Origin of the sequence: Flavobacterium sp. ZB4R12, assembly GCF_048276375.1 — a bacterium.
In the GTDB taxonomy this organism is placed as follows: Bacteria; Bacteroidota; Bacteroidia; order Flavobacteriales; family Flavobacteriaceae; genus Flavobacterium; species Flavobacterium gawalongense.
Genome location: NZ_JBLNKS010000005.1, coordinates 87,324 through 104,490 on the forward strand (window position 1 = coordinate 87,324; position 17,167 = coordinate 104,490).

Annotated in this window: 22 protein-coding genes; 6 read left to right on the top strand and 16 right to left on the bottom strand. The window is 32.7% G+C overall.

The genetic code is table 11. The features are described 5' to 3' along the window. Positions 1 to 116: 116 nt before the first annotated feature. Together ACNO7W_RS04920 and ACNO7W_RS04925 are read left to right on the top strand one after the other, a co-directional pair. A complete protein-coding gene (locus ACNO7W_RS04920; protein ID WP_144064664.1) occupies positions 117 to 674 on the top strand; it encodes a YeeE/YedE family protein in 558 nt (185 codons plus the stop codon). 3 nt (positions 675 to 677) lie between these two features. Then, positions 678 to 1,091, top strand: a complete 414-nt coding sequence (locus ACNO7W_RS04925; protein WP_417937262.1) for a DUF6691 family protein — start codon at positions 678 to 680, stop codon at positions 1,089 to 1,091. A 49-nt stretch (positions 1,092 to 1,140) separates the two neighbouring features. On the opposite strand, the gene ACNO7W_RS04930 is transcribed toward ACNO7W_RS04925, so the two are convergent. The 9 genes from ACNO7W_RS04930 to ACNO7W_RS04970 form a co-directional block, all read right to left on the bottom strand. Beyond that, positions 1,141 to 1,812: a lysoplasmalogenase gene (locus ACNO7W_RS04930; RefSeq protein WP_417937263.1), complete on the bottom strand. Its 672-nt coding sequence runs from the start codon at positions 1,810 to 1,812 to the stop codon at positions 1,141 to 1,143. A gap of 15 nt (positions 1,813 to 1,827) precedes the next feature. Next, complete coding sequence (locus ACNO7W_RS04935) at positions 1,828 to 3,093, bottom strand: sterol desaturase family protein (RefSeq protein WP_417937264.1); 1,266 nt, start codon at positions 3,091 to 3,093, stop codon at positions 1,828 to 1,830. 95 nt (positions 3,094 to 3,188) lie between these two features. Continuing rightward, the gene (locus tag ACNO7W_RS04940; protein ID WP_143386236.1) at positions 3,189 to 3,464 is read right to left on the bottom strand and encodes an ATP-dependent Clp protease adaptor ClpS; all 276 of its coding nucleotides are present in this window, start codon (positions 3,462 to 3,464) and stop codon (positions 3,189 to 3,191) included. Between the two features lie 47 nt (positions 3,465 to 3,511). After that, the gene (gene prmA, locus ACNO7W_RS04945) at positions 3,512 to 4,372 is read right to left on the bottom strand and encodes a 50S ribosomal protein L11 methyltransferase (RefSeq protein ID WP_143386235.1); all 861 of its coding nucleotides are present in this window, start codon (positions 4,370 to 4,372) and stop codon (positions 3,512 to 3,514) included. 123 nt (positions 4,373 to 4,495) lie between these two features. Further along, entirely contained in the window at positions 4,496 to 5,296 is an 801-nt protein-coding gene (locus ACNO7W_RS04950; RefSeq protein ID WP_143386234.1) for a hypothetical protein, read from the bottom strand. 293 nt (positions 5,297 to 5,589) lie between these two features. After that, entirely contained in the window at positions 5,590 to 6,342 is a 753-nt protein-coding gene (tpiA, locus tag ACNO7W_RS04955) for a triose-phosphate isomerase (protein WP_143386233.1), read from the bottom strand. Positions 6,343 to 6,394: 52 nt separating this feature from the next. Further along, positions 6,395 to 6,889: a TlpA family protein disulfide reductase gene (locus tag ACNO7W_RS04960; RefSeq protein ID WP_143386232.1), complete on the bottom strand. Its 495-nt coding sequence runs from the start codon at positions 6,887 to 6,889 to the stop codon at positions 6,395 to 6,397. A 367-nt stretch (positions 6,890 to 7,256) separates the two neighbouring features. Further along, positions 7,257 to 8,357 (bottom strand): BT_3928 family protein, encoded by a 1,101-nt coding sequence (locus ACNO7W_RS04965; protein WP_417937265.1) that lies wholly within the window; start codon positions 8,355 to 8,357, stop codon positions 7,257 to 7,259. A 10-nt stretch (positions 8,358 to 8,367) separates the two neighbouring features. Continuing rightward, complete coding sequence (locus ACNO7W_RS04970; protein ID WP_314898032.1) at positions 8,368 to 8,910, bottom strand: DUF1599 domain-containing protein; 543 nt, start codon at positions 8,908 to 8,910, stop codon at positions 8,368 to 8,370. A 127-nt stretch (positions 8,911 to 9,037) separates the two neighbouring features. Here ACNO7W_RS04970 and folP point away from each other — a divergent pair, with 127 nt between their 5' ends. Continuing rightward, complete coding sequence (gene folP / locus ACNO7W_RS04975; protein WP_417937266.1) at positions 9,038 to 9,862, top strand: dihydropteroate synthase; 825 nt, start codon at positions 9,038 to 9,040, stop codon at positions 9,860 to 9,862. A 2-nt stretch (positions 9,863 to 9,864) separates the two neighbouring features. Continuing rightward, positions 9,865 to 10,446 (top strand): hypothetical protein, encoded by a 582-nt coding sequence (locus ACNO7W_RS04980; protein WP_417937267.1) that lies wholly within the window; start codon positions 9,865 to 9,867, stop codon positions 10,444 to 10,446. 211 nt (positions 10,447 to 10,657) lie between these two features. Here the strand turns inward: ACNO7W_RS04980 and ACNO7W_RS04985 are convergent, their stop codons facing one another. The 7 genes from ACNO7W_RS04985 to ACNO7W_RS05015 form a co-directional block, all read right to left on the bottom strand. Beyond that, on the bottom strand, positions 10,658 to 11,137 hold the full coding sequence (locus ACNO7W_RS04985) for a CHRD domain-containing protein (RefSeq protein ID WP_417937268.1): 480 nt from the start codon (positions 11,135 to 11,137) through the stop codon (positions 10,658 to 10,660). A gap of 395 nt (positions 11,138 to 11,532) precedes the next feature. Further along, entirely contained in the window at positions 11,533 to 12,006 is a 474-nt protein-coding gene (rlmH, locus tag ACNO7W_RS04990) for a 23S rRNA (pseudouridine(1915)-N(3))-methyltransferase RlmH (protein ID WP_039109797.1), read from the bottom strand. Positions 12,007 to 12,299: 293 nt separating this feature from the next. Continuing rightward, the gene (locus ACNO7W_RS04995; RefSeq protein WP_417937269.1) at positions 12,300 to 12,515 is read right to left on the bottom strand and encodes a hypothetical protein; all 216 of its coding nucleotides are present in this window, start codon (positions 12,513 to 12,515) and stop codon (positions 12,300 to 12,302) included. Positions 12,516 to 12,523: 8 nt separating this feature from the next. Beyond that, positions 12,524 to 12,967, bottom strand: a complete 444-nt coding sequence (locus tag ACNO7W_RS05000) for a VOC family protein (protein ID WP_314898026.1) — start codon at positions 12,965 to 12,967, stop codon at positions 12,524 to 12,526. A 63-nt stretch (positions 12,968 to 13,030) separates the two neighbouring features. Beyond that, positions 13,031 to 13,522, bottom strand: coding sequence for a VOC family protein (locus ACNO7W_RS05005; RefSeq protein WP_417937270.1), 492 nt, complete (start codon positions 13,520 to 13,522; stop codon positions 13,031 to 13,033). 535 nt (positions 13,523 to 14,057) lie between these two features. Next, the gene (locus tag ACNO7W_RS05010; RefSeq protein WP_417937271.1) at positions 14,058 to 14,528 is read right to left on the bottom strand and encodes an SRPBCC family protein; all 471 of its coding nucleotides are present in this window, start codon (positions 14,526 to 14,528) and stop codon (positions 14,058 to 14,060) included. Positions 14,529 to 14,588: 60 nt separating this feature from the next. Continuing rightward, positions 14,589 to 15,047 (bottom strand): hypothetical protein, encoded by a 459-nt coding sequence (locus ACNO7W_RS05015; RefSeq protein WP_144064669.1) that lies wholly within the window; start codon positions 15,045 to 15,047, stop codon positions 14,589 to 14,591. 340 nt (positions 15,048 to 15,387) lie between these two features. Between ACNO7W_RS05015 and nadC the strand changes: the two genes are divergently transcribed. Together nadC and ACNO7W_RS05025 are read left to right on the top strand one after the other, a co-directional pair. Beyond that, a complete protein-coding gene (nadC, locus tag ACNO7W_RS05020; protein WP_417937272.1) occupies positions 15,388 to 16,245 on the top strand; it encodes a carboxylating nicotinate-nucleotide diphosphorylase in 858 nt (285 codons plus the stop codon). 3 nt (positions 16,246 to 16,248) lie between these two features. Next, positions 16,249 to 17,160, top strand: a complete 912-nt coding sequence (locus tag ACNO7W_RS05025; protein WP_143386220.1) for a YihY/virulence factor BrkB family protein — start codon at positions 16,249 to 16,251, stop codon at positions 17,158 to 17,160. Positions 17,161 to 17,167: the final 7 nt, after the last annotated feature.

The following is a 17,167-nucleotide window of genomic DNA, read 5'->3' on the forward strand; positions in this document are numbered from 1 at the left end:
AAAAAATACAAATATAATCAGAACTTTAAACGGTTTCTTACTTTGAACAACAATTGTGCCTCAATTGTACTTTTTTTAAAAAACAGAATCCTTATTTTTACAAAAAAAGAAATAATATGAATTTAATTTATCAAACATGGTCTTGGTATGTTTCCGGATTTTTGATAGGCATGATTATGCTATGTCTTATCTATTTTGGAAAGACTTTCGGCATGTCTTCTAATCTACGCTCACTATGTTCTATGGCTGGTTTGGGTAAACGAGTGGAATTTTTTGATTTTGATTGGAAAGCACAACGTTGGAATTTAGCAGTTGTATTGGGAGCTATGTTGGGTGGTTTTGTTGCAGTTCATTTTATGGGTGATGCTTCAAATGTTGCTGTAAACCCAAAAACTATTGCACAGTTAGCGCAATTGGGAATTGATGCTCCAAACGGAAAATTAATGCCAGATGCACTTTTCGGTACACAAATTTGGCAATCTCCCAAAAGCATTTTTATCCTTATTATAGGAGGGGGTTTAATAGGTTTTGGTTCTCGTTATGCCGGAGGATGTACTTCAGGACATGCCATATCAGGCTTAAGTAATTTGCAACTTCCATCCTTAAAAGCCGTTATAGGATTTTTTGTTGGCGGATTGATTATGGCTCATTTTTTATTACCATTAATTTTTTAGAATATGAACGTATTAAAATATTTATTTGTCGGATTTGTTTTTGGAATTGTACTTACAAAATCAGAAGCGGTTTCATGGTACCGCATTTATGAAATGTTTCAATTTCAGTCATTTCACATGTATGGAATTATTGCTGTGGCTATTTTGACAGGAATTATTGGCATTCAAATCATAAAAAGAAATAACTTGAAAGATATAAAAGGACAACCAATAGAAATTATTGATAAAGAAGTAGGTTCTTCCCGCTATTGGATTGGCGGATTATTTTTTGGATTAGGTTGGGCCCTTGTAGGTTCTTGCCCAGGCCCGATATTTATTTTGCTGGGTGCTGGTTTCTGGAGTGTGTTCTTAGTGCTTTTGGGAGCTTTGTTAGGTACCTTTATTTATGGATTATTGAAAGATAAATTGCCTCATTAATACCACTTTAATTAAAATTTTAAATAGCATTTTCTAAAATAAGTGAATGCTATTTTTTTCTATTTAATTTCAAAATACCAACTACAATCAGGTATTGTGCTATTAAGTATGTTGCCATTATAAGAAAAGAACTAAAGGGAATGGGTTCATAAAATTTATTGAAAGCCAGAATACTATCCGAACTTACAAAAATAACAGCACCCAGTAATATATAAGCCCCAGCAGGTTTACTCCATTTTAAATACCCTTTAAATGCAAATAAAAGCATTGTAGACAGAACGATAGCATAAACCAAAACCGGCACTTTTAAATCGCCTAAAGTGGGTAATAATAGTAAAAACATTACTACTAAATATACAATAATAGCTGTGATGCCTACCCAGAAAACGGCATTGTTTCTGGACGAATTTATCCTTAATTGTTTGCTGAACAAAATGATATAAGCAATGTGCGAAATCAGGAATACTACTAATCCAAGTATAAAATATATTTCTGCTTGGTCAGCGAACATTAAAATTACATCTCCCATCCAAGAAAAAGTTAAGGCTATTGAAAGAAATCTTTTTGATGGAAAGTCTCCACAGAAATAAACTGCCGATATAAGAAAAGGAATCAAAAAGGGTTTTAAAAACCAGGCAATGGCTTCTTTTCCTAAAATAATTAATAAAAGATAAAGAAAACTAATTCCTATATAGGCTTTGAATGATAAGGTACTTCTCATGAATTATTTTTAAGATTATGCTAACGCCACTTTTTCCTTTTCAAAATTTACGCTTACAAAATAGATTGTGGCTATTAATGATAACGTAAGATATCCAATAATGATATAATTTGCTAAAGGGAAAAGTTGATTCATTGAAAACCAGTCACCCAAATATGCAATTATAGCTATCCCAAATGCAAATCGGAGGATTTCCCAAAGTATTGAGATTTTTCGGGCATCCATTAGTTCGGTGTAACTATACACAGTGACAAAAATAAAAGCACCATATATAAATACGTTGGGTAAACCTATTATGGCAATAGAATTGTATAAATAGCTAATGAACAATAAAGTGATTATCGCTTGAACCATGGACCAAATCATGAGTTTTTTGGAGTGTTGGGTGCCATATTTTTCAAAATCATAAACATTCTTAATCTTGTGTACAGGATATTTTTCTTCAAAATTTTCTGGACGCCATCCCGTTGGTTTAAACCAAATGGCGAATTTGTCTTTCCAATTTTCGGCGCGCCAAGCATCCGTTATCATTAACCAAAGATGTTGAAAATTAATACGGATTGGATTCCAGGTTTGTGCGGGTCTTGTGATTCCAAAAACTGGCGGAACAGTTTCTAACTCTTCCTGAAATGTTCCGAATAACTTATCCCAAATTATAAATATTTGGGAATGATTTTTATCCATATATTCTGAATTGATAGCATGATGCACCCGATGATGGGAGGGTGAAACAAGAATATTTTCCAGAAAACCAATTTTTTTAATGTGTTTGGTATGATACCAAAATTGAAGAAATAAATGAATGGGAAGTGTAACCGCAATCACTTTTGAAGGAACTCCGAAAAGAGCCGCAGGAATAAGCAGAAAAGTAAATAAATTTACAAAACTGGATATGGGTTGGCGTAAAGCACAAGCTAAGTTAAACTCTTCGCTACTGTGATGAATAGCATGTTTATTCCATAAAAAATTGATTTGATGCGAGAAACGATGGCTCCAATAGCCATAAAAATCGATAGCTATAAAACCGATGAGGTAAGCAAGGGTAGTGGCCTCTAAATGGAAAAGTGCTATTTTAGAAACAATCCAATCATAAGAAATGAGTGTGATGCTAAGTCCTAAAACATCTTTTACGGAATTGACCATTCCTGAACTTACGCTCGAAACAGAATCCATATTAGGAGAAGTGTTTTCTCCTTTATAATGGCCATATGTTTTTTCTATTATGATTAATATCAAAAAAATGGGCATTACAAAAACTAAAATTTTACCGTATTCTTCCATAAAAGCCTAATTTATTGTTCAAATATATAATAAAAGTATATATTTTTTGAATTATTTGTAATAATTCTATAATAGGCTATGTGATTTAAATACGGCTATATAATTTCAGCAGTTAATCCAGCTTCTAATAGTTGGGTACACTGAGGTTTTAGTTTGTTGTAAGGACCTGTTTTTACCGTACATTTTCCGTTGTAATGAACAATCAACGAACATTGTTCCGCTTGTTCTGCAGTGTGATTACAAACACGTATTAAAGTTTCTATAACATGATCAAAAGTGTTTACATCATCATTATAGACAATAATTTCGTTATTTATTGATATAATTTCTTTTACACTGACTCTTTCTCTTACTTTTTCTTTAGTACTCATTTTGTAGGTTTTTTGTACTCGTTTTATTAATAAAAAAAAATATTAAACTAATTTACGTATTTTAAAGAAACCCAATTATTTTTTTGGAACTTTTTAACATAAGTTAACCCTTTCTCAGTACAAGAAGCGTCAATAAATGGGATGTCTTCTTCATAGAAACCGCTTAAAAGTAAGGTTCCTTTTGGATTCAAACAATCCACATAACTTTGCATATCGTTCAACAAAATATTTCTATTGATGTTAGCAATTATCAAATCATATTTTTTGTCTTTCAACAATGCGGCATCTCCTTCATAAACTGAAATATGTCCACAATTATTGCGTTCGGCATTTTCGATAGAATTCAAATAACACCAGTTGTCAATATCAATGGCATCAATAGGCTGAGCACCTTTCATTTCAGCAAGAATAGCTAAAATTGCGGTTCCGCAACCCATGTCAAGTGTTTTTAATCCAGTAACATCTATTTCCAATAAATGTTGAATCATCATGTGAGTGGTTTCGTGATGACCTGTTCCAAAACTCATTTTTGGTTCAATTACAATATCAAATTCGGCATCAGTTTTTGGATGAAAAGGCGCACGGACATGACAGTTTCCATCTACATCAATCGGTTCAAAATTCTTTTCCCATTCCTCATTCCAGTTGACTTGCTCGATTTCTTCAAAAGTGTAGTCAATTTTGAATTCCTCCGATTGTAAAATGTGAATGTCATTAAGAATCATTTCATCCCATAAATCTTTTTGCACAAAAGCAGAAATACCAGTTTCGGTTTCAGTAAAACTTTCAAATGCTTTTTCTCCTAATTGGGCAATTAATATTTCCGAACCTAATTGCTTCGCCTGTTCGCTATCGCTCGAGTCTTTTGGTTCTATGGTAAAATGATATCCGATATAAATGTTTGACATGTTTATTTTTTTTGCAAAGGTAAGTAAATATTCAAGGAAATTTTAAACTAGGCATTATAAACCGTAAGGTTTGACGCAATGAAATATTATAAATGGTATGTGAAAAAGACGCTATTTAATTTTTTATATAAAATCGTTGATCACAATTTTAAGGTCATGAATTGGTTTTAATGAAATCTCTGTTCCACTCTCACCGTTTTGGGAATAATCAAATGGATTGTCAAGGTCTTTGATTAACATAAACATATAAGAAATTAAAAACGTTACTACTAATGTAAAAAATAGCGAAGCATAAAAGGGCTCGATTTTTATAATTAGAAGACAGCATCCAATTAAAAAACCCATTGCTTCCAGAATTGCATAAGCAGAACCAATAAAATCAGTGTCTCTGATGGTATCGATTCTCAATATCATTTTTCGAAGACTATTTTGCTCATTTTTCATTTTAATGATATACCCCGCTTGAATTCCTTCTTTATCAAGCTCAATAAAAAAATGATTCATATCGCTTATTTTTTTTAATATTGATTCGGTTTTTTCATTTTTGTAAAACCAATCAACAAGGGAACTGTAAAAGGATTTTTGGAATTCTATAAATTCGAGAGCTGTTGGAGTATTTTTGCTTTTATAAATAGTGTAAGTGTCATCAAATAATGATTTCATGGATGCCGAAAGTTCACTGGGCAATTTTTCACTCTCCTTATAATCGGATAGTACACCACTAATTAAAAATCCTATAAGGAATATGGTACCAGCCACTAAACTTGTAAAAAGTGCATTTAATTCAATTACTTCTAATCCATAATTATGGGAAATAATTTTTAATGTTGCTATTAAAATGATTAAAGGGATTATTCGGATTGCAATGGACCATTTTTGCCAAATTTTTCTTCCTGATTTTTTAATTAAACCTTCTGATTTCATGGGTTTTTGTATTGTGTTTTTTTGAATTATTTATTTGTAACTATTCTAGAACTAAATAGAAACCATTTTGTTGTTGCCAAGTCAAAAATACACCAGATTTTAAGCCATTTGATAGTATAAGCAATTGTTATTAATTTCCTTCCTGCCTTTATATCTTTGTGTCAATTTATGATTATTTACCTTAGTTGCTAAAGTAAGATATGAATAGTTTTGTTTATTCCTAAGTTAGATAAAAAAAAACCCCAATTACATTTGTAATTGAGGATTCTATTTACAAAGTTTAATCTAAATTATTAAATAGCGTTTACAATTGCTACAAAATCATCTGCTTTTAGTGCAGCTCCACCAATAAGGCCACCGTCTACATCCGGTTTAGAGAAAATTTCTTTTGCATTTTCTGGTTTTACACTTCCTCCGTAAAGAATTGAAACATCTTCTGCGATATCGCTTCCAAAAGCTTTACGAACCGTTTCTCTGATGAATTCGTGCATTTCTTGTGCTTGTTCCGGAGAAGCTGTTTCTCCAGTTCCAATTGCCCAAACTGGCTCATATGCTAAAACAACATTTGCCCAGTCTTTAGCTTCAATATGAAACAAACCATCTCGCAATTGATTTTCAACTACATTAAAATGATTTTTAGATTGACGGTCTTTTAATTCTTCACCAAAACAGAAAATAACAGTCATGTCATGTTCTAAAGCGGTATTTACTTTACTAGCAATTAAAGCATCTGTTTCATTGAAAATTGCTCTACGCTCTGAATGTCCAAGAATTACGATATTGACACCTACACTTTTAAGCATATCAGCTGAAATTTCACCTGTAAAAGCACCACTTTCTGCCTGATGTACATTTTGTGCGGCTACATCAATATTGGTAAACTCTAAATGATCTACAGCAGAAGCCAAGTTAACAAAAGTTGGAGCGACAATTACTTGTGCCTTAGTCTCTGTTGGGATTTTTGCAATTAATTCGTTCAATAAATCTTCCGTTTGTTCTGCGTTTTTATGCATTTTCCAGTTTCCTGCTACGATCTTCTTTCTCATTTTTCTTGTTTTTATTTTAGTTAGATAGTTTGTTTTGAAATTAATAGTGCTATTATTTCAATTTTTTTAAAGTTTCATTTATGAGGTCAAAATCAGTTTCTATCGCACGATATAAAACAATTTTGCCGGTTTTGTCTATAATTATATATCTTGGAATCCAATCCAGGTCAATCGCTTTTGCAAAAACACCTTTCATCTGGTCATTTGCCATGAAGTGTTCTCCTTTCATTTCGTGTTTTTCAATACCGATTTTCCATTTATCGGCTGTTTTGTCCATAGAAATAAACACATAAGCCACATCAGGATTATTAGCCTGTAATTCTTTGATTTTCGGCATCGCTTTTACACAATCGCCACACCAAGAGGCCCAAACTTCAATCACTAGAGTTTTGCCTTTATATTTTTTTAAAATATTCTTAAAAGCAACTTGGCTTCCATCAGCTGATAACAATGTTTCTGATAATGCTTCTTTTGAAAATGCCGTTTTTTGAGCATTAGTGCAAGAAAAGGTAATGAAAGCAATGAATAAAGCGAATATTTTTTTCATCTTTTAAAATTTTGGAACAAAGTTAAACAAACAATTTGATTGAGGAATATAGATTAGATAATTTTGAATTCTCCGCTATTATATCACAAAAAATGATTTTTTTGTAATGTTAAAAGTAGTGAAATCGTAATAGTTAGACTTTAAAAGAAGTGTTTGTTTAATTAAATTGAAATTTTAGCTCTTAAAACAAACCAATTTATTACTTTTTGAGACATATTTCTGCAAAAATGCAATATTAAATGTTGTAGTTACTCTAGTAATGAGAGTGAAATATCTTTTTATTGTGAATCTATTTTAGGAAAAAGTGTTGAATATATAAAATTGTTTAAGGTTTAAAATTTCATATTTCAAGTAACTTTAAACTTTTTTATAACTTCAAATCTGCAAGATCATTATGATGCACTTTTTGTTTTATCGTTCCTTTTTCAAGAATTACAATACTAGGATTGGCTCTTTCAATAGTTTTTAAAGTGATGGCATCACAAAAATAGAAATCGAATGTTATTCCGAATTGTTTTTTTGATTTTTCAATTTCTTCTGGTGAAGAAGCTGTCATACCAATTACTTTATAGCCTTTTGCTTTAGCTTCCTTGTTTAATTTCTCCATTTTGGCTAAGCCACTTTGATCTGCATTTACCAAATCATAAGCCACAATGATGACCAATTTGGGCTCTTCTAACAACTCATCTTTATAATCGGAGCCGTCTTTTTCCATAGTAAAATCATGGATAGGAGGGATATAACCTTCTATAATTACTTTGTCTTTTCGATCCACAAAAGTTGCTCCTTCAGGAAGAGCCATTAAATCCTTTTCAGTAAATTCCTTGTCAACGCCATTTACTTTATAAATGAAAACCATTTCTACTACGCTTTTTGGTGCATTATCAGGGATTCTCATTCCTTTTTGGATATTATTTTCCACCTTGAACGGTCTGAAATCTATCAATGGTAAATGGTTTAAAACCAAAACTCCCATAAACGAACACAAAATTATGCTAGTATAAATAATTATGTTTTGAACATTATTGCTAAATAACGGTTGAACCAGTTTTTTGTTGAAAAACAATATTAGAATGAAAAATAACAAAACAATGTCTTTAGTGAAGGACTGCCACGGTGTAAGTTTCAAAGCGTCTCCAAAGCAACCGCAATCTTTCACCACATTATAATAAGCAGAATAAAAAGTCAAGAAAGTAAATAGTACAATCAAAACCAGTAAACTCCAAATTGTGAATTTTGTTTTGTATCCAATAAGTAGCATAATGCCCAAAACCACTTCAAGAATCACTAGAAACAAAGCGATTCCCAATGCAAATGGAACAAAAAAGGGCATATTGAAAACCGGCTCACTAAAATATTCAGCTAATTTATAAGAAAACCCAATTGGGTCATTTAGTTTGATTAATCCCGAAATGATAAATAGTATTCCAACGAAAATTCTAGAAAATTGTGTAATTATATTTTTCATAGTTTTATTTTTATTTACCAAAACCCATTAAAATCAATGCAAAAACCGAATAATTAATCATATCCTGATAATTTGCATCAATACCTTCAGAAACCAAAGTTTTACCTTTATTATCTTCAATTTGTTTTACACGAAGTAGTTTTTGCAAAATCAAATCCGTTAACGAACTAACGCGCATGTCGCGCCAAGCTTCACCATAATCATGATTTTTGTCTTCCATTAACTCTTTGGTTAATTTAACTTTAGCATCGTATAATTCGGTTGCTTTTTCGACATCTAAATCAGGTTGGTCAGCAACGCCTAATTCCAATTGAATCAATGCCATAATGGAATAATTGATAATTCCGATGAATTCACCCGTTTCATCTTCATCAATTTTACGGACTTCGTTTTCTTGTAAACTTCTTATTCTTTGGGCTTTAATGTAGATTTGGTCTGTCAACGAAGGCAATCTTAAAATACGCCATGCGCATCCGTAATCTTTCATTTTGTTGATAAACAGCGAGCGACAAATCGCAATCACGGTATCATATTCCTTTGAAGTATTCTTCATTATTGATGTATATTTGTCTAAAATTTCTTCAAAAATAGCATATTTTTTTTGAATGAAGATTGAAGGATAAATAATGTTTAATGTAAAAGGTTTTAAACTGAAAACTGCGACTGAAAACTAAAAAATAATGACTATTAACTGCAAAGGACAACTCATAGACGTATCAACTCCCAAGGTAATGGGAATTTTGAATGTTACGCCCAACTCTTTTTTTGATGGTGGAAAGTATAAAAATGAAAACGAAATACTTTCTCAAGTCGAAAAAATGCTAATAGATGGCGCTACATTCATTGATTTAGGCGCGTATTCCAGTAAGCCTAGTGCCGAATTTGTCTCTGAACAAGAAGAAATTTCGAGAATTATTCCCGCTATTGATTTGATTTTAAAACATTTTCCGGAAACTATTCTGTCTATTGATACTTTTAGAAGTGAAGTGGCGAAAGCGAGTATCGAAAACGGTGCTGCTATCATTAACGATATCGCCGCTGGAAATCTGGACGATAAAATGTTTGAGGTAATTGCAAAATACAATGTTCCTTACATCATGATGCACATGCGAGGCAATCCACAAACGATGCAAAAGCTCACAAATTATGAGGATATTGTAAAAGAAATGTTGTTCTATTTTTCGGAATTAATTGCCAAAGCAAGAAGTTTTGGAATCAATGATTTAATTATTGATCCAGGCTTTGGCTTTGCCAAAACAATAGAACAGAATTATGAAGTTTTTCAAAAAATGGAATTATTTAAAATGCTTGAACTGCCACTTCTTATTGGAATTTCCAGAAAATCAATGATTTATAAATCACTGAATACCAATGTGGAAAAAGCGTTGAACGGAACCACAGTTTTAAATACTTTGGCATTAACCAAAGGTGCAAAAATCCTTCGTGTTCATGATGTAAAAGAAGCGGTGGAATGCGTTACATTATTTAATAAAATAAATCTATAAACATGAAATATTTTAGTCTGATTGTTCTTTTTACTTTTCTTTCCTGTGGTAATAAAGAAGACATATTATTGCCAAAAGCAAATACAACGATTGTCAAAAATGTAGATGATCTTTCACCAATTTATATTTTTTTTAGAACAAAAGAGAAAGATACTTTGGCAGAAGTAAACAGAAAAAACAGTATTATTTCTACCAATTGGATTCTCAATATTGACAAACGTTTGTCTTTGCGAATTGTAATTCCGGAAATCATGAAATTGCAGGATAAAAAGCGCACTGAAAAAGCGCACAAGAATGAAAAGGCTCAAAATTATTACTCCTATGCAGATACCATTGGTAAAAACTTAGCTTTTATTTCTTTTACAAACGTGTATTACAAACTGGGAAAACCGAAATTCGGAGTAATAATATTTTTTACAAAAAGCAATGAAATTTTAGTGGATAATTTGGCTGTAAAAAGAAAAAAACTAAAAGAATATTTGAATAAATTACCAAGCGATGAAACCAATAAATACTTCTTTTGTTTTGATAAAGACTTAAGTTTTGGAGTTACATTCAGAATAAAATTTTCATTCAAAGTTTAAAACTTCCGATGTCGGAATTAAATGTTGGTAACGAAGAGTTTGTTTACTAACCCAAAAAAACTACGCTGTATAGTATAGACATTGACTGCGTTTATGATTTTCTAAATGGCTTAAACAGGGGGCAGGGAATAGTATAAAGGCAAAAGCCTTTCTTTCGCAAAAAAGAAAGGCTTTACCGATGAAACCGTACAAGAAAATAGAATAATATTGTTTAATAAGATCCTCCTCCTGCCCCCTGTCTAAAAAGTTGTCCCCTTATTTCTCCTCCCGGATATGCAGCGCTGTGTATGTTTACGTAATAAAGCTCGGCTTTAAGGTCAGCTTCCTCTGTTGGAGTTAAAGCAGGACTTACATAAGAAGTTATTGGAAAGGTAAAACTTGAAGTGGGAGAAGGAAAAACAGGAGATCCAACGGCTCCTACAGCGCCTTTATGGATGTGGGCGGCAGTTGGTGCTACAACATTATGTGTCACTGTAAGCGTAAATGTTTTTGTGGTATTATTGAATGTAAGCGTTGCAGTTCCTGTTGCCGTTGAACCATTGGGAGGAACTTCCCTCGCACCAGTTAAGACAGCCGTAAAGGTTGTTGTGGTTGGGATTGGAGTAGGATCGCTTGAGTAGCCGTCTCCATCGCAGGAAAATTGACCCAATAAAATAATTGAAATTGCTAAAAACCTAATTAAGAGTTTCATGATAAAAATATTTAAAAGGTTAGAAAAATGATTGGTAATCACTACTTCTAGTAAGTTGAGTAACCCCTGAATGAATCAAGTGGTGTAAGCAAAATCTAGTCTTAAAATGAGAATAAATTTAGTAATTTTATGTTTTGAGAGGCGTTAATTTTGCGTTAATATTATGATATTCAGTTATTTATGTGTAACGTGTTGACTTTTATAATTGTTTAAGAGTAATCGTTCGGGGACACAATAGCTAAAAAAAATGGAAGGGTTGAAATTATGTCATAAATTCGCCTTGATACAAATTTTTACAAATTGTTTTTTTATAAAACCGAAAATAGATTTTTCTAAATGTTGATTAGGATGTGAAGTTTTTGAACTGAAAACTGCGACTGGACACTGCAAACTAATTATTGATGATGATATGGCTCATTTCTCAAAATTGTAAACCCACGATACAATTGTTCTATAAAAAACAACCGAACCATTTGGTGTGAAAAAGTCATTAACGAAAGGGAGATTTTTCCTTGCGCTTTGGCATAAACCGTTTCCGAAAAGCCATAAGGACCACCAATTACGAAAACTAAGGTTTTAACACCGGAATTCATTTTCTTTTGTAATTCTTCTGAAAAACCAACGCTGGAAAAATTTTTTCCGTTTTCATCCAATAAAATGAGTTGGTCTGTAGGTGTGATTTTTGCCAAAATTAATTCGCCTTCTTTTTCTTTCTGCTGACTTTCAGATAAGTTTTTTACGTTCTTGATATCAGGAATAATATCCAAATCGAACTTGATATAAAAAGACAAACGCTTGGTGTAATCATCTATCAAAGATTGTAAAGCTTTGTTATCGGTTTTACCTATAGCAATAAGTTTAATGTTCATTTTGTGGAATTTCAGAGGCGCAAAGATAGAAAATTGATACTGTATTTGATTAACAAAAAAGCCCATTTATATCCTAACATATGGACACAAGTAGAATAAGAACGCAGATGACGCTGATTAAGCGGATTTATACTGATTTATAAGTTAATATAAAAAAGTCTAACACGAATTTCACTAATTTACACGAATTAATTAGTGGAAATTAGTGAAATTCGTGTTTAAATATCTAATCCAAAATTTGTGTTTATACAGTAAGGATATAAATGGACTTTTTGAGCTAGTTCTTGATTTTTTTACAATTTAGATTCTGTATATTTTTTGAAGTTATTCAATATGGATTGCCAACCCGACTGTTGCATGGCATTTTCGGCTCGGGTTGTGTGCCAGTCATCAGAGGCATTGTTCCATTTAACGATATCATCAGGGTTTGTCCACTTTTTCCAAACTGTATCAATTGGGGCATTAACAACAGTTTCAACTGTTATCAATGTTTTGGCTTTCTTGTCCATAACTCAATTTATTCTGTTTTTTCAACACAGTTAAACATCCATTGAACACCGAATTTATCTGTGCAACTTCCATAATAGGCTCCCCAAAACATTACTTGAAGTTCCATAGTTATGGTTCCTCCATTTGACAATGATTCAAATAATTTTTTTGTTTCGGCTCTTGTGTCTGGTTCCAAATTGATATAAACATTGTTGCCAAAATTAACTTTAAAACCCATTGATTCAGGAGCGTCAGTTCCCATTAAAATGTGTCCGCCAAGAATTGGTAATTCAATGTGCATGATTAGATTTTTATCATTTTCATCAATTGGAGGCATTCCTTCTGCTGCTGGAATGTCTTTGAATCGTGCTATTCCGCCTCCGCTAAATTCTCCTCCAAATACGGATTTGTAAAAATTAAATGCTTCCTCTGTATTGCGAGGAAAGTTTAGATATGTGCTTACTCGTGCCATTTTTATTTGTTTTTTTAATTAAATAATTTCTTTGGATTGCTTTTTTTTGAAGGTTTAATTATTTTAACCATGATAGGCTGTTTCTAGCTTTTCGATATCAATTTTTACCATTTGCATTATCGCCTGCATAACCCGGTTTGATTTTTCACTATCGTTGCTTTGTAGCATTTCACCCAATATAACCGGTACAATTTGCCAGGAAACACCAAATTTATCTTTCAGCCATCCGCATTGTTGAATTTGCCCGCCCTCAGAAAGTTTTTCCCAAAACGAATCAATCTCCCGTTGGTTTTCACAATTAATGATGAATGAAATAGCTTCCGAAAAGGTAAATACCGATCCACCATTCAAAGCCAAAAAATCTTCTCCGTCTAATTGAAATGGAATCGTTAAAACTGTTCCTTCCGGCAATGGTGCATTTTTACCGTAATGGGTTGCTTTTCCAATTTTTGAATTTTTAAAAACAGATGCGTAAAAAGTCACTGCTTCTTCTGCATTATCATTAAACCATAAACAAGGTGTGATTTTTTGGGTGATTATTTTTTTATTTTCCATAAAACAGCTTTTTATGTATTGAACTTAAATTACAAAACAGGAAAAAATAAGGAGATTGCATCATTTTAAACAAGCAATTATTTTGGGATATTAAAAGTACAAAATTAGTTAAAAATAAAAAGTTAATCTAAATGTATTTTTGTTAATTAATTGTAAATCAAATATTTGATTACTTGTTTTTAATGCTGATAGACCTGAATCGGATAATTAACTAATTGATTTTCAATTCAAATTATCCCGTAGGGATTCAATATTGGTAGAAAATTAATTGATAAATCAAAAAATATCCTGTAGGGATTATACCTGCAGATTAATGTATAATTCCTAACGGAACAAAAATCATTGGTTTCCAATTTTTTACTACCAATATAAAGTTCCTACGGAAGAAAATAATAATCAAATTTAGGTAATTAATATAAAGAGCTGCTTAATAGTTTTTATAGGAATATTTGAGGAGCTTTTTTAAGTGCTTTTTTTCTTGTGTTTTCTTGGAAGTCAACAGTAATAGTTCTCCGAGCTGTGTGATGTTTATTATTTACTCATTAAGTTCCTTTGGAAATCTGTCAAAAACTAAATTTAGCTGAATGTTATGTTCCAAATAAGCTTTTAAACCTGCTAAAACCAATGTAAATCCTTCTGTTGAATCCCGTATTTGTGAGATAAGTTTTTCCGTTTCGCCCTGAAACCCGCTATTAACAATGCTTACAAAAGTTCCAACTTCTCCTAAATTTTTAAATGTCCATTCAACGGTTGAAATTTCATCATAGTTTCCCCATTCAATTATGATTTTTTTATTCCGTTCTATCGTTTTAGTTCTAACCAAAATAGAATGATTGTACATTTCCCAAGTCCATTCGGTTTCTTTTCCTTCGTCAAGTTTTCCTGAACTCTTAGTAAACCAAAATTTAGTTGTAATTTCTGGATTTATAAATGCCTGAAAAACGTGTTCAATGGGTTTTCTAATTAGCATTTCAGCTTTTGCATAATATTTTGTTTCTTTAGTCATGATTTTGATTTTTCAAACGAATTCGTGCCAGTTCTCATGTAAACGTACGCTATCTTAAAATTATGACTTAGGCAATGGTGCGCCAACGGCAATATCACATCGGTGGTTTGTTTGACCGTGTGGTGGGTTCATTCCTTCAGGAGTGGGTGTAGTTACTGTTGGAGCAGAAGTTACGGGATTAGTAGAAACTGGTTGAATTACTGGAGTATTTTTAGCTGTGGCTACCGGAGAATTTAATGGAGCACCAACAGGGATATCACAACGATGACCGGGTTGACCGTGCGCTGGATTCATTCCTTTGGCAACAGGGGCTGGTGTTGCCAAAGCCTTATTTTGATTGACCATATTGGGGTCTTGTTGTACTTGAGAAGAAATTGCGGATTGATTCTGCATCTGTTTTCCAACCTCGGTAAAGGGAACTACGTTTGTTGGAGTAGTGCTTTGTTGTGGTTCGAGTTCTTTTTTACAAGAAGCCAATAGTATTGAGGAAACAAAAAGGAGGCTTAAAAAAGATTTCATAAACAGTGTTTTTTGTTGTTACTGAAACCAAATATAGGATTTTAAATAATACTGGACTAAATAATAAGGATTGATTTTAAGGGCTTTACTTTCCAAATGGCAGAATGGACTATCATACTAACTTTTTCTTTGGTATTTGTTAAGAAGCCATCTTTTAGTGTGACTTTATGGTGAGCTTTGGTTTAGTATCAGGAGATTCCATCACAACCTCGTCTTTTATAGCTTTGCAATGCTTTATTAAAAATAGATTCGTTTGCTTCTTTTCTAAAGAACCCAGCGAACATGTTTTTAAATCCACAAAATAAATCTTACTTTAGCATTCCATAAATTTCCTATAAAAATGATTAGCGAAGCACAGTTCGAAAACGAGTTACACATACTAATAGAAAACGCCATAAGGGAAGATGTTGGTCCAGGTGATTATAGCTCTTTGGCCTGTATTCCTGCAACGGCAACTGGAAAAGCGAAATTACTTGTGAAAGAAGATGGTATTATTGCCGGTGTGGCTTTCGCCAAAATGGTTTTCGAATATGTAGATTCTAATTTGCAAATAGAAACGTTTATAGAGGATGGAACTTCGGTAAAAAAAGGGGATGTTGTTTTTCATGTTTCGGGAAGCTCACAATCCATCTTGAAATCGGAACGGGTAGTTTTAAATTCGATGCAGAGAATGTCTGCAATCGCTACCAAAACCAAAGCGTATGTTCATCTTCTGGAAGGAACAAAAACTAAAATACTCGACACGCGCAAAACGACACCTGGTTTCCGAGCCTGTGAGAAATGGGCGGTGAAAATTGGAGGTGGCGAAAACCATCGTTTTGCTTTATATGATATGATTATGCTCAAAGATAATCACAATGATTTTGCCGGCGGAATTCCTTTGGCTATAGCCAAAACCAAAGCCTATCTCAAAGAAAATAATCTGGATCTGAAAATCATTGTCGAAGCCAGAAATTTAGACGAAATCAAAGAAATCTTGCAGAGCGAAGGCGTTTATAGAATTCTGATAGACAATTTCAATTATGAAGATACCCGAAAAGCAGTAGCTTTGATAGGAGACAAATGCCAAACCGAATCATCGGGAAATATCAATGAAAACACGATTCGTCATTATGCGGAATGTGGTGTGAATTATATTTCGTCTGGAGCCTTAACACATTCTGTTTATAATATGGATTTGAGCTTAAAAGCAATTTAGTTTATGTCAGCAGAAATAGAAGAAAGAATAGAAAAAATCCTCGTAATACGGAATCTTGCCCGAGGGTTAAAAAAGATAAAACTCCCATGGTTACAGGGATTGTCTTTGTATGATTTATTGGAATTGTACGGATTAGGAATTGTCGAAAGTGCCTTGACCTATCATGCCAGTGCGATTGCATTTAGTTTCTTCATGGCATTATTTCCTTTTGCGCTGTTCATATTAAATCTTATTCCCTACATTCCCATTGAAGGTTTTCAGGATGATTTTCTTCTATTTGTAAAAGAAGGAGTACCGCCAAACACGTATGACGCCATTTATAAAATTATCAATGATATTCTCAATAACAGTGATTCCGGTTTATTGTCTTCGGGATTTATATTGTCTATTTTTCTGATGGCAAATGGGTTAAATGGAATTTTAGGAGGCTTTGAATCCTCGCGTCATGTCCTCATCAAAAGAGGATTTATACACCAATACATAGTTGCTCTGGCCATGTCATTATTATTGTCAGTGCTATTGATCGTTACCGTAGCAATAATAGTTGTTTTTGAGGTATTTATTCAAAAAACGATATTGAGTGACCAAGTTGAATTGATTATTTTAGGGCGATATGCATTTGTGATTTTAATGATTTTAGTCACAACTTCCATACTTTTCAAATTCGGTACAAAACACGATAAAAACAGGGCTTTTATCTCGATAGGTTCCGTATTTACTACTATATTGGTGCTTTTGGATTCTTATGCTTTTGGGATTTGGGTGATCCGATTCTCAAAATACAATGAATTATATGGCTCGATAGGAACCTTATTAATTCTGATGTTTTACATTTGGATCAACTGTATGATATTACTGCTGGGTTTTGAATTGAATGCTTCAGTAAATAAGTTAAAAGCGAAAAAAGAAGCATAATTTTTAG

Bases quoted from the DNA above. Each gene is read 5' to 3' on its own strand.
- ACNO7W_RS05000 (WP_314898026.1), bottom strand. From the start codon at position 12,967: ATGGCACGAGTAAGCACATATCTAAACTTTCCTCGCAATACAGAGGAA.
- tpiA (WP_143386233.1), bottom strand. From the start codon at position 6,342: ATGAGAAAGAAGATCGTAGCAGGAAACTGGAAAATGCATAAAAACGCA.
- nadC (WP_417937272.1), top strand. From the start codon at position 15,388: ATGATTAGCGAAGCACAGTTCGAAAACGAGTTACACATACTAATAGAA.
- ACNO7W_RS05025 (WP_143386220.1), top strand. From the start codon at position 16,249: ATGTCAGCAGAAATAGAAGAAAGAATAGAAAAAATCCTCGTAATACGG.
- folP (WP_417937266.1), top strand. From the start codon at position 9,038: ATGACTATTAACTGCAAAGGACAACTCATAGACGTATCAACTCCCAAG.
- prmA (WP_143386235.1), bottom strand. From the start codon at position 4,372: ATGTCAAACATTTATATCGGATATCATTTTACCATAGAACCAAAAGAC.
- ACNO7W_RS04920 (WP_144064664.1), top strand. From the start codon at position 117: ATGAATTTAATTTATCAAACATGGTCTTGGTATGTTTCCGGATTTTTG.
- ACNO7W_RS05010 (WP_417937271.1), bottom strand. From the start codon at position 14,528: ATGACTAAAGAAACAAAATATTATGCAAAAGCTGAAATGCTAATTAGA.
- ACNO7W_RS04940 (WP_143386236.1), bottom strand. From the start codon at position 3,464: ATGAGTACTAAAGAAAAAGTAAGAGAAAGAGTCAGTGTAAAAGAAATT.
- ACNO7W_RS05015 (WP_144064669.1), bottom strand. From the start codon at position 15,047: ATGAAATCTTTTTTAAGCCTCCTTTTTGTTTCCTCAATACTATTGGCT.
- ACNO7W_RS04935 (WP_417937264.1), bottom strand. From the start codon at position 3,093: ATGGAAGAATACGGTAAAATTTTAGTTTTTGTAATGCCCATTTTTTTG.
- ACNO7W_RS04925 (WP_417937262.1), top strand. From the start codon at position 678: ATGAACGTATTAAAATATTTATTTGTCGGATTTGTTTTTGGAATTGTA.
- ACNO7W_RS04965 (WP_417937265.1), bottom strand. From the start codon at position 8,357: ATGAAAAATATAATTACACAATTTTCTAGAATTTTCGTTGGAATACTA.
- ACNO7W_RS04950 (WP_143386234.1), bottom strand. From the start codon at position 5,296: ATGAAATCAGAAGGTTTAATTAAAAAATCAGGAAGAAAAATTTGGCAA.
- ACNO7W_RS04970 (WP_314898032.1), bottom strand. From the start codon at position 8,910: ATGAAGAATACTTCAAAGGAATATGATACCGTGATTGCGATTTGTCGC.
- ACNO7W_RS04995 (WP_417937269.1), bottom strand. From the start codon at position 12,515: ATGGACAAGAAAGCCAAAACATTGATAACAGTTGAAACTGTTGTTAAT.
- rlmH (WP_039109797.1), bottom strand. From the start codon at position 12,006: ATGAACATTAAACTTATTGCTATAGGTAAAACCGATAACAAAGCTTTA.
- ACNO7W_RS04980 (WP_417937267.1), top strand. From the start codon at position 9,865: ATGAAATATTTTAGTCTGATTGTTCTTTTTACTTTTCTTTCCTGTGGT.
- ACNO7W_RS04985 (WP_417937268.1), bottom strand. From the start codon at position 11,137: ATGAAACTCTTAATTAGGTTTTTAGCAATTTCAATTATTTTATTGGGT.
- ACNO7W_RS04930 (WP_417937263.1), bottom strand. From the start codon at position 1,812: ATGAGAAGTACCTTATCATTCAAAGCCTATATAGGAATTAGTTTTCTT.
- ACNO7W_RS04960 (WP_143386232.1), bottom strand. From the start codon at position 6,889: ATGAAAAAAATATTCGCTTTATTCATTGCTTTCATTACCTTTTCTTGC.
- ACNO7W_RS05005 (WP_417937270.1), bottom strand. From the start codon at position 13,522: ATGGAAAATAAAAAAATAATCACCCAAAAAATCACACCTTGTTTATGG.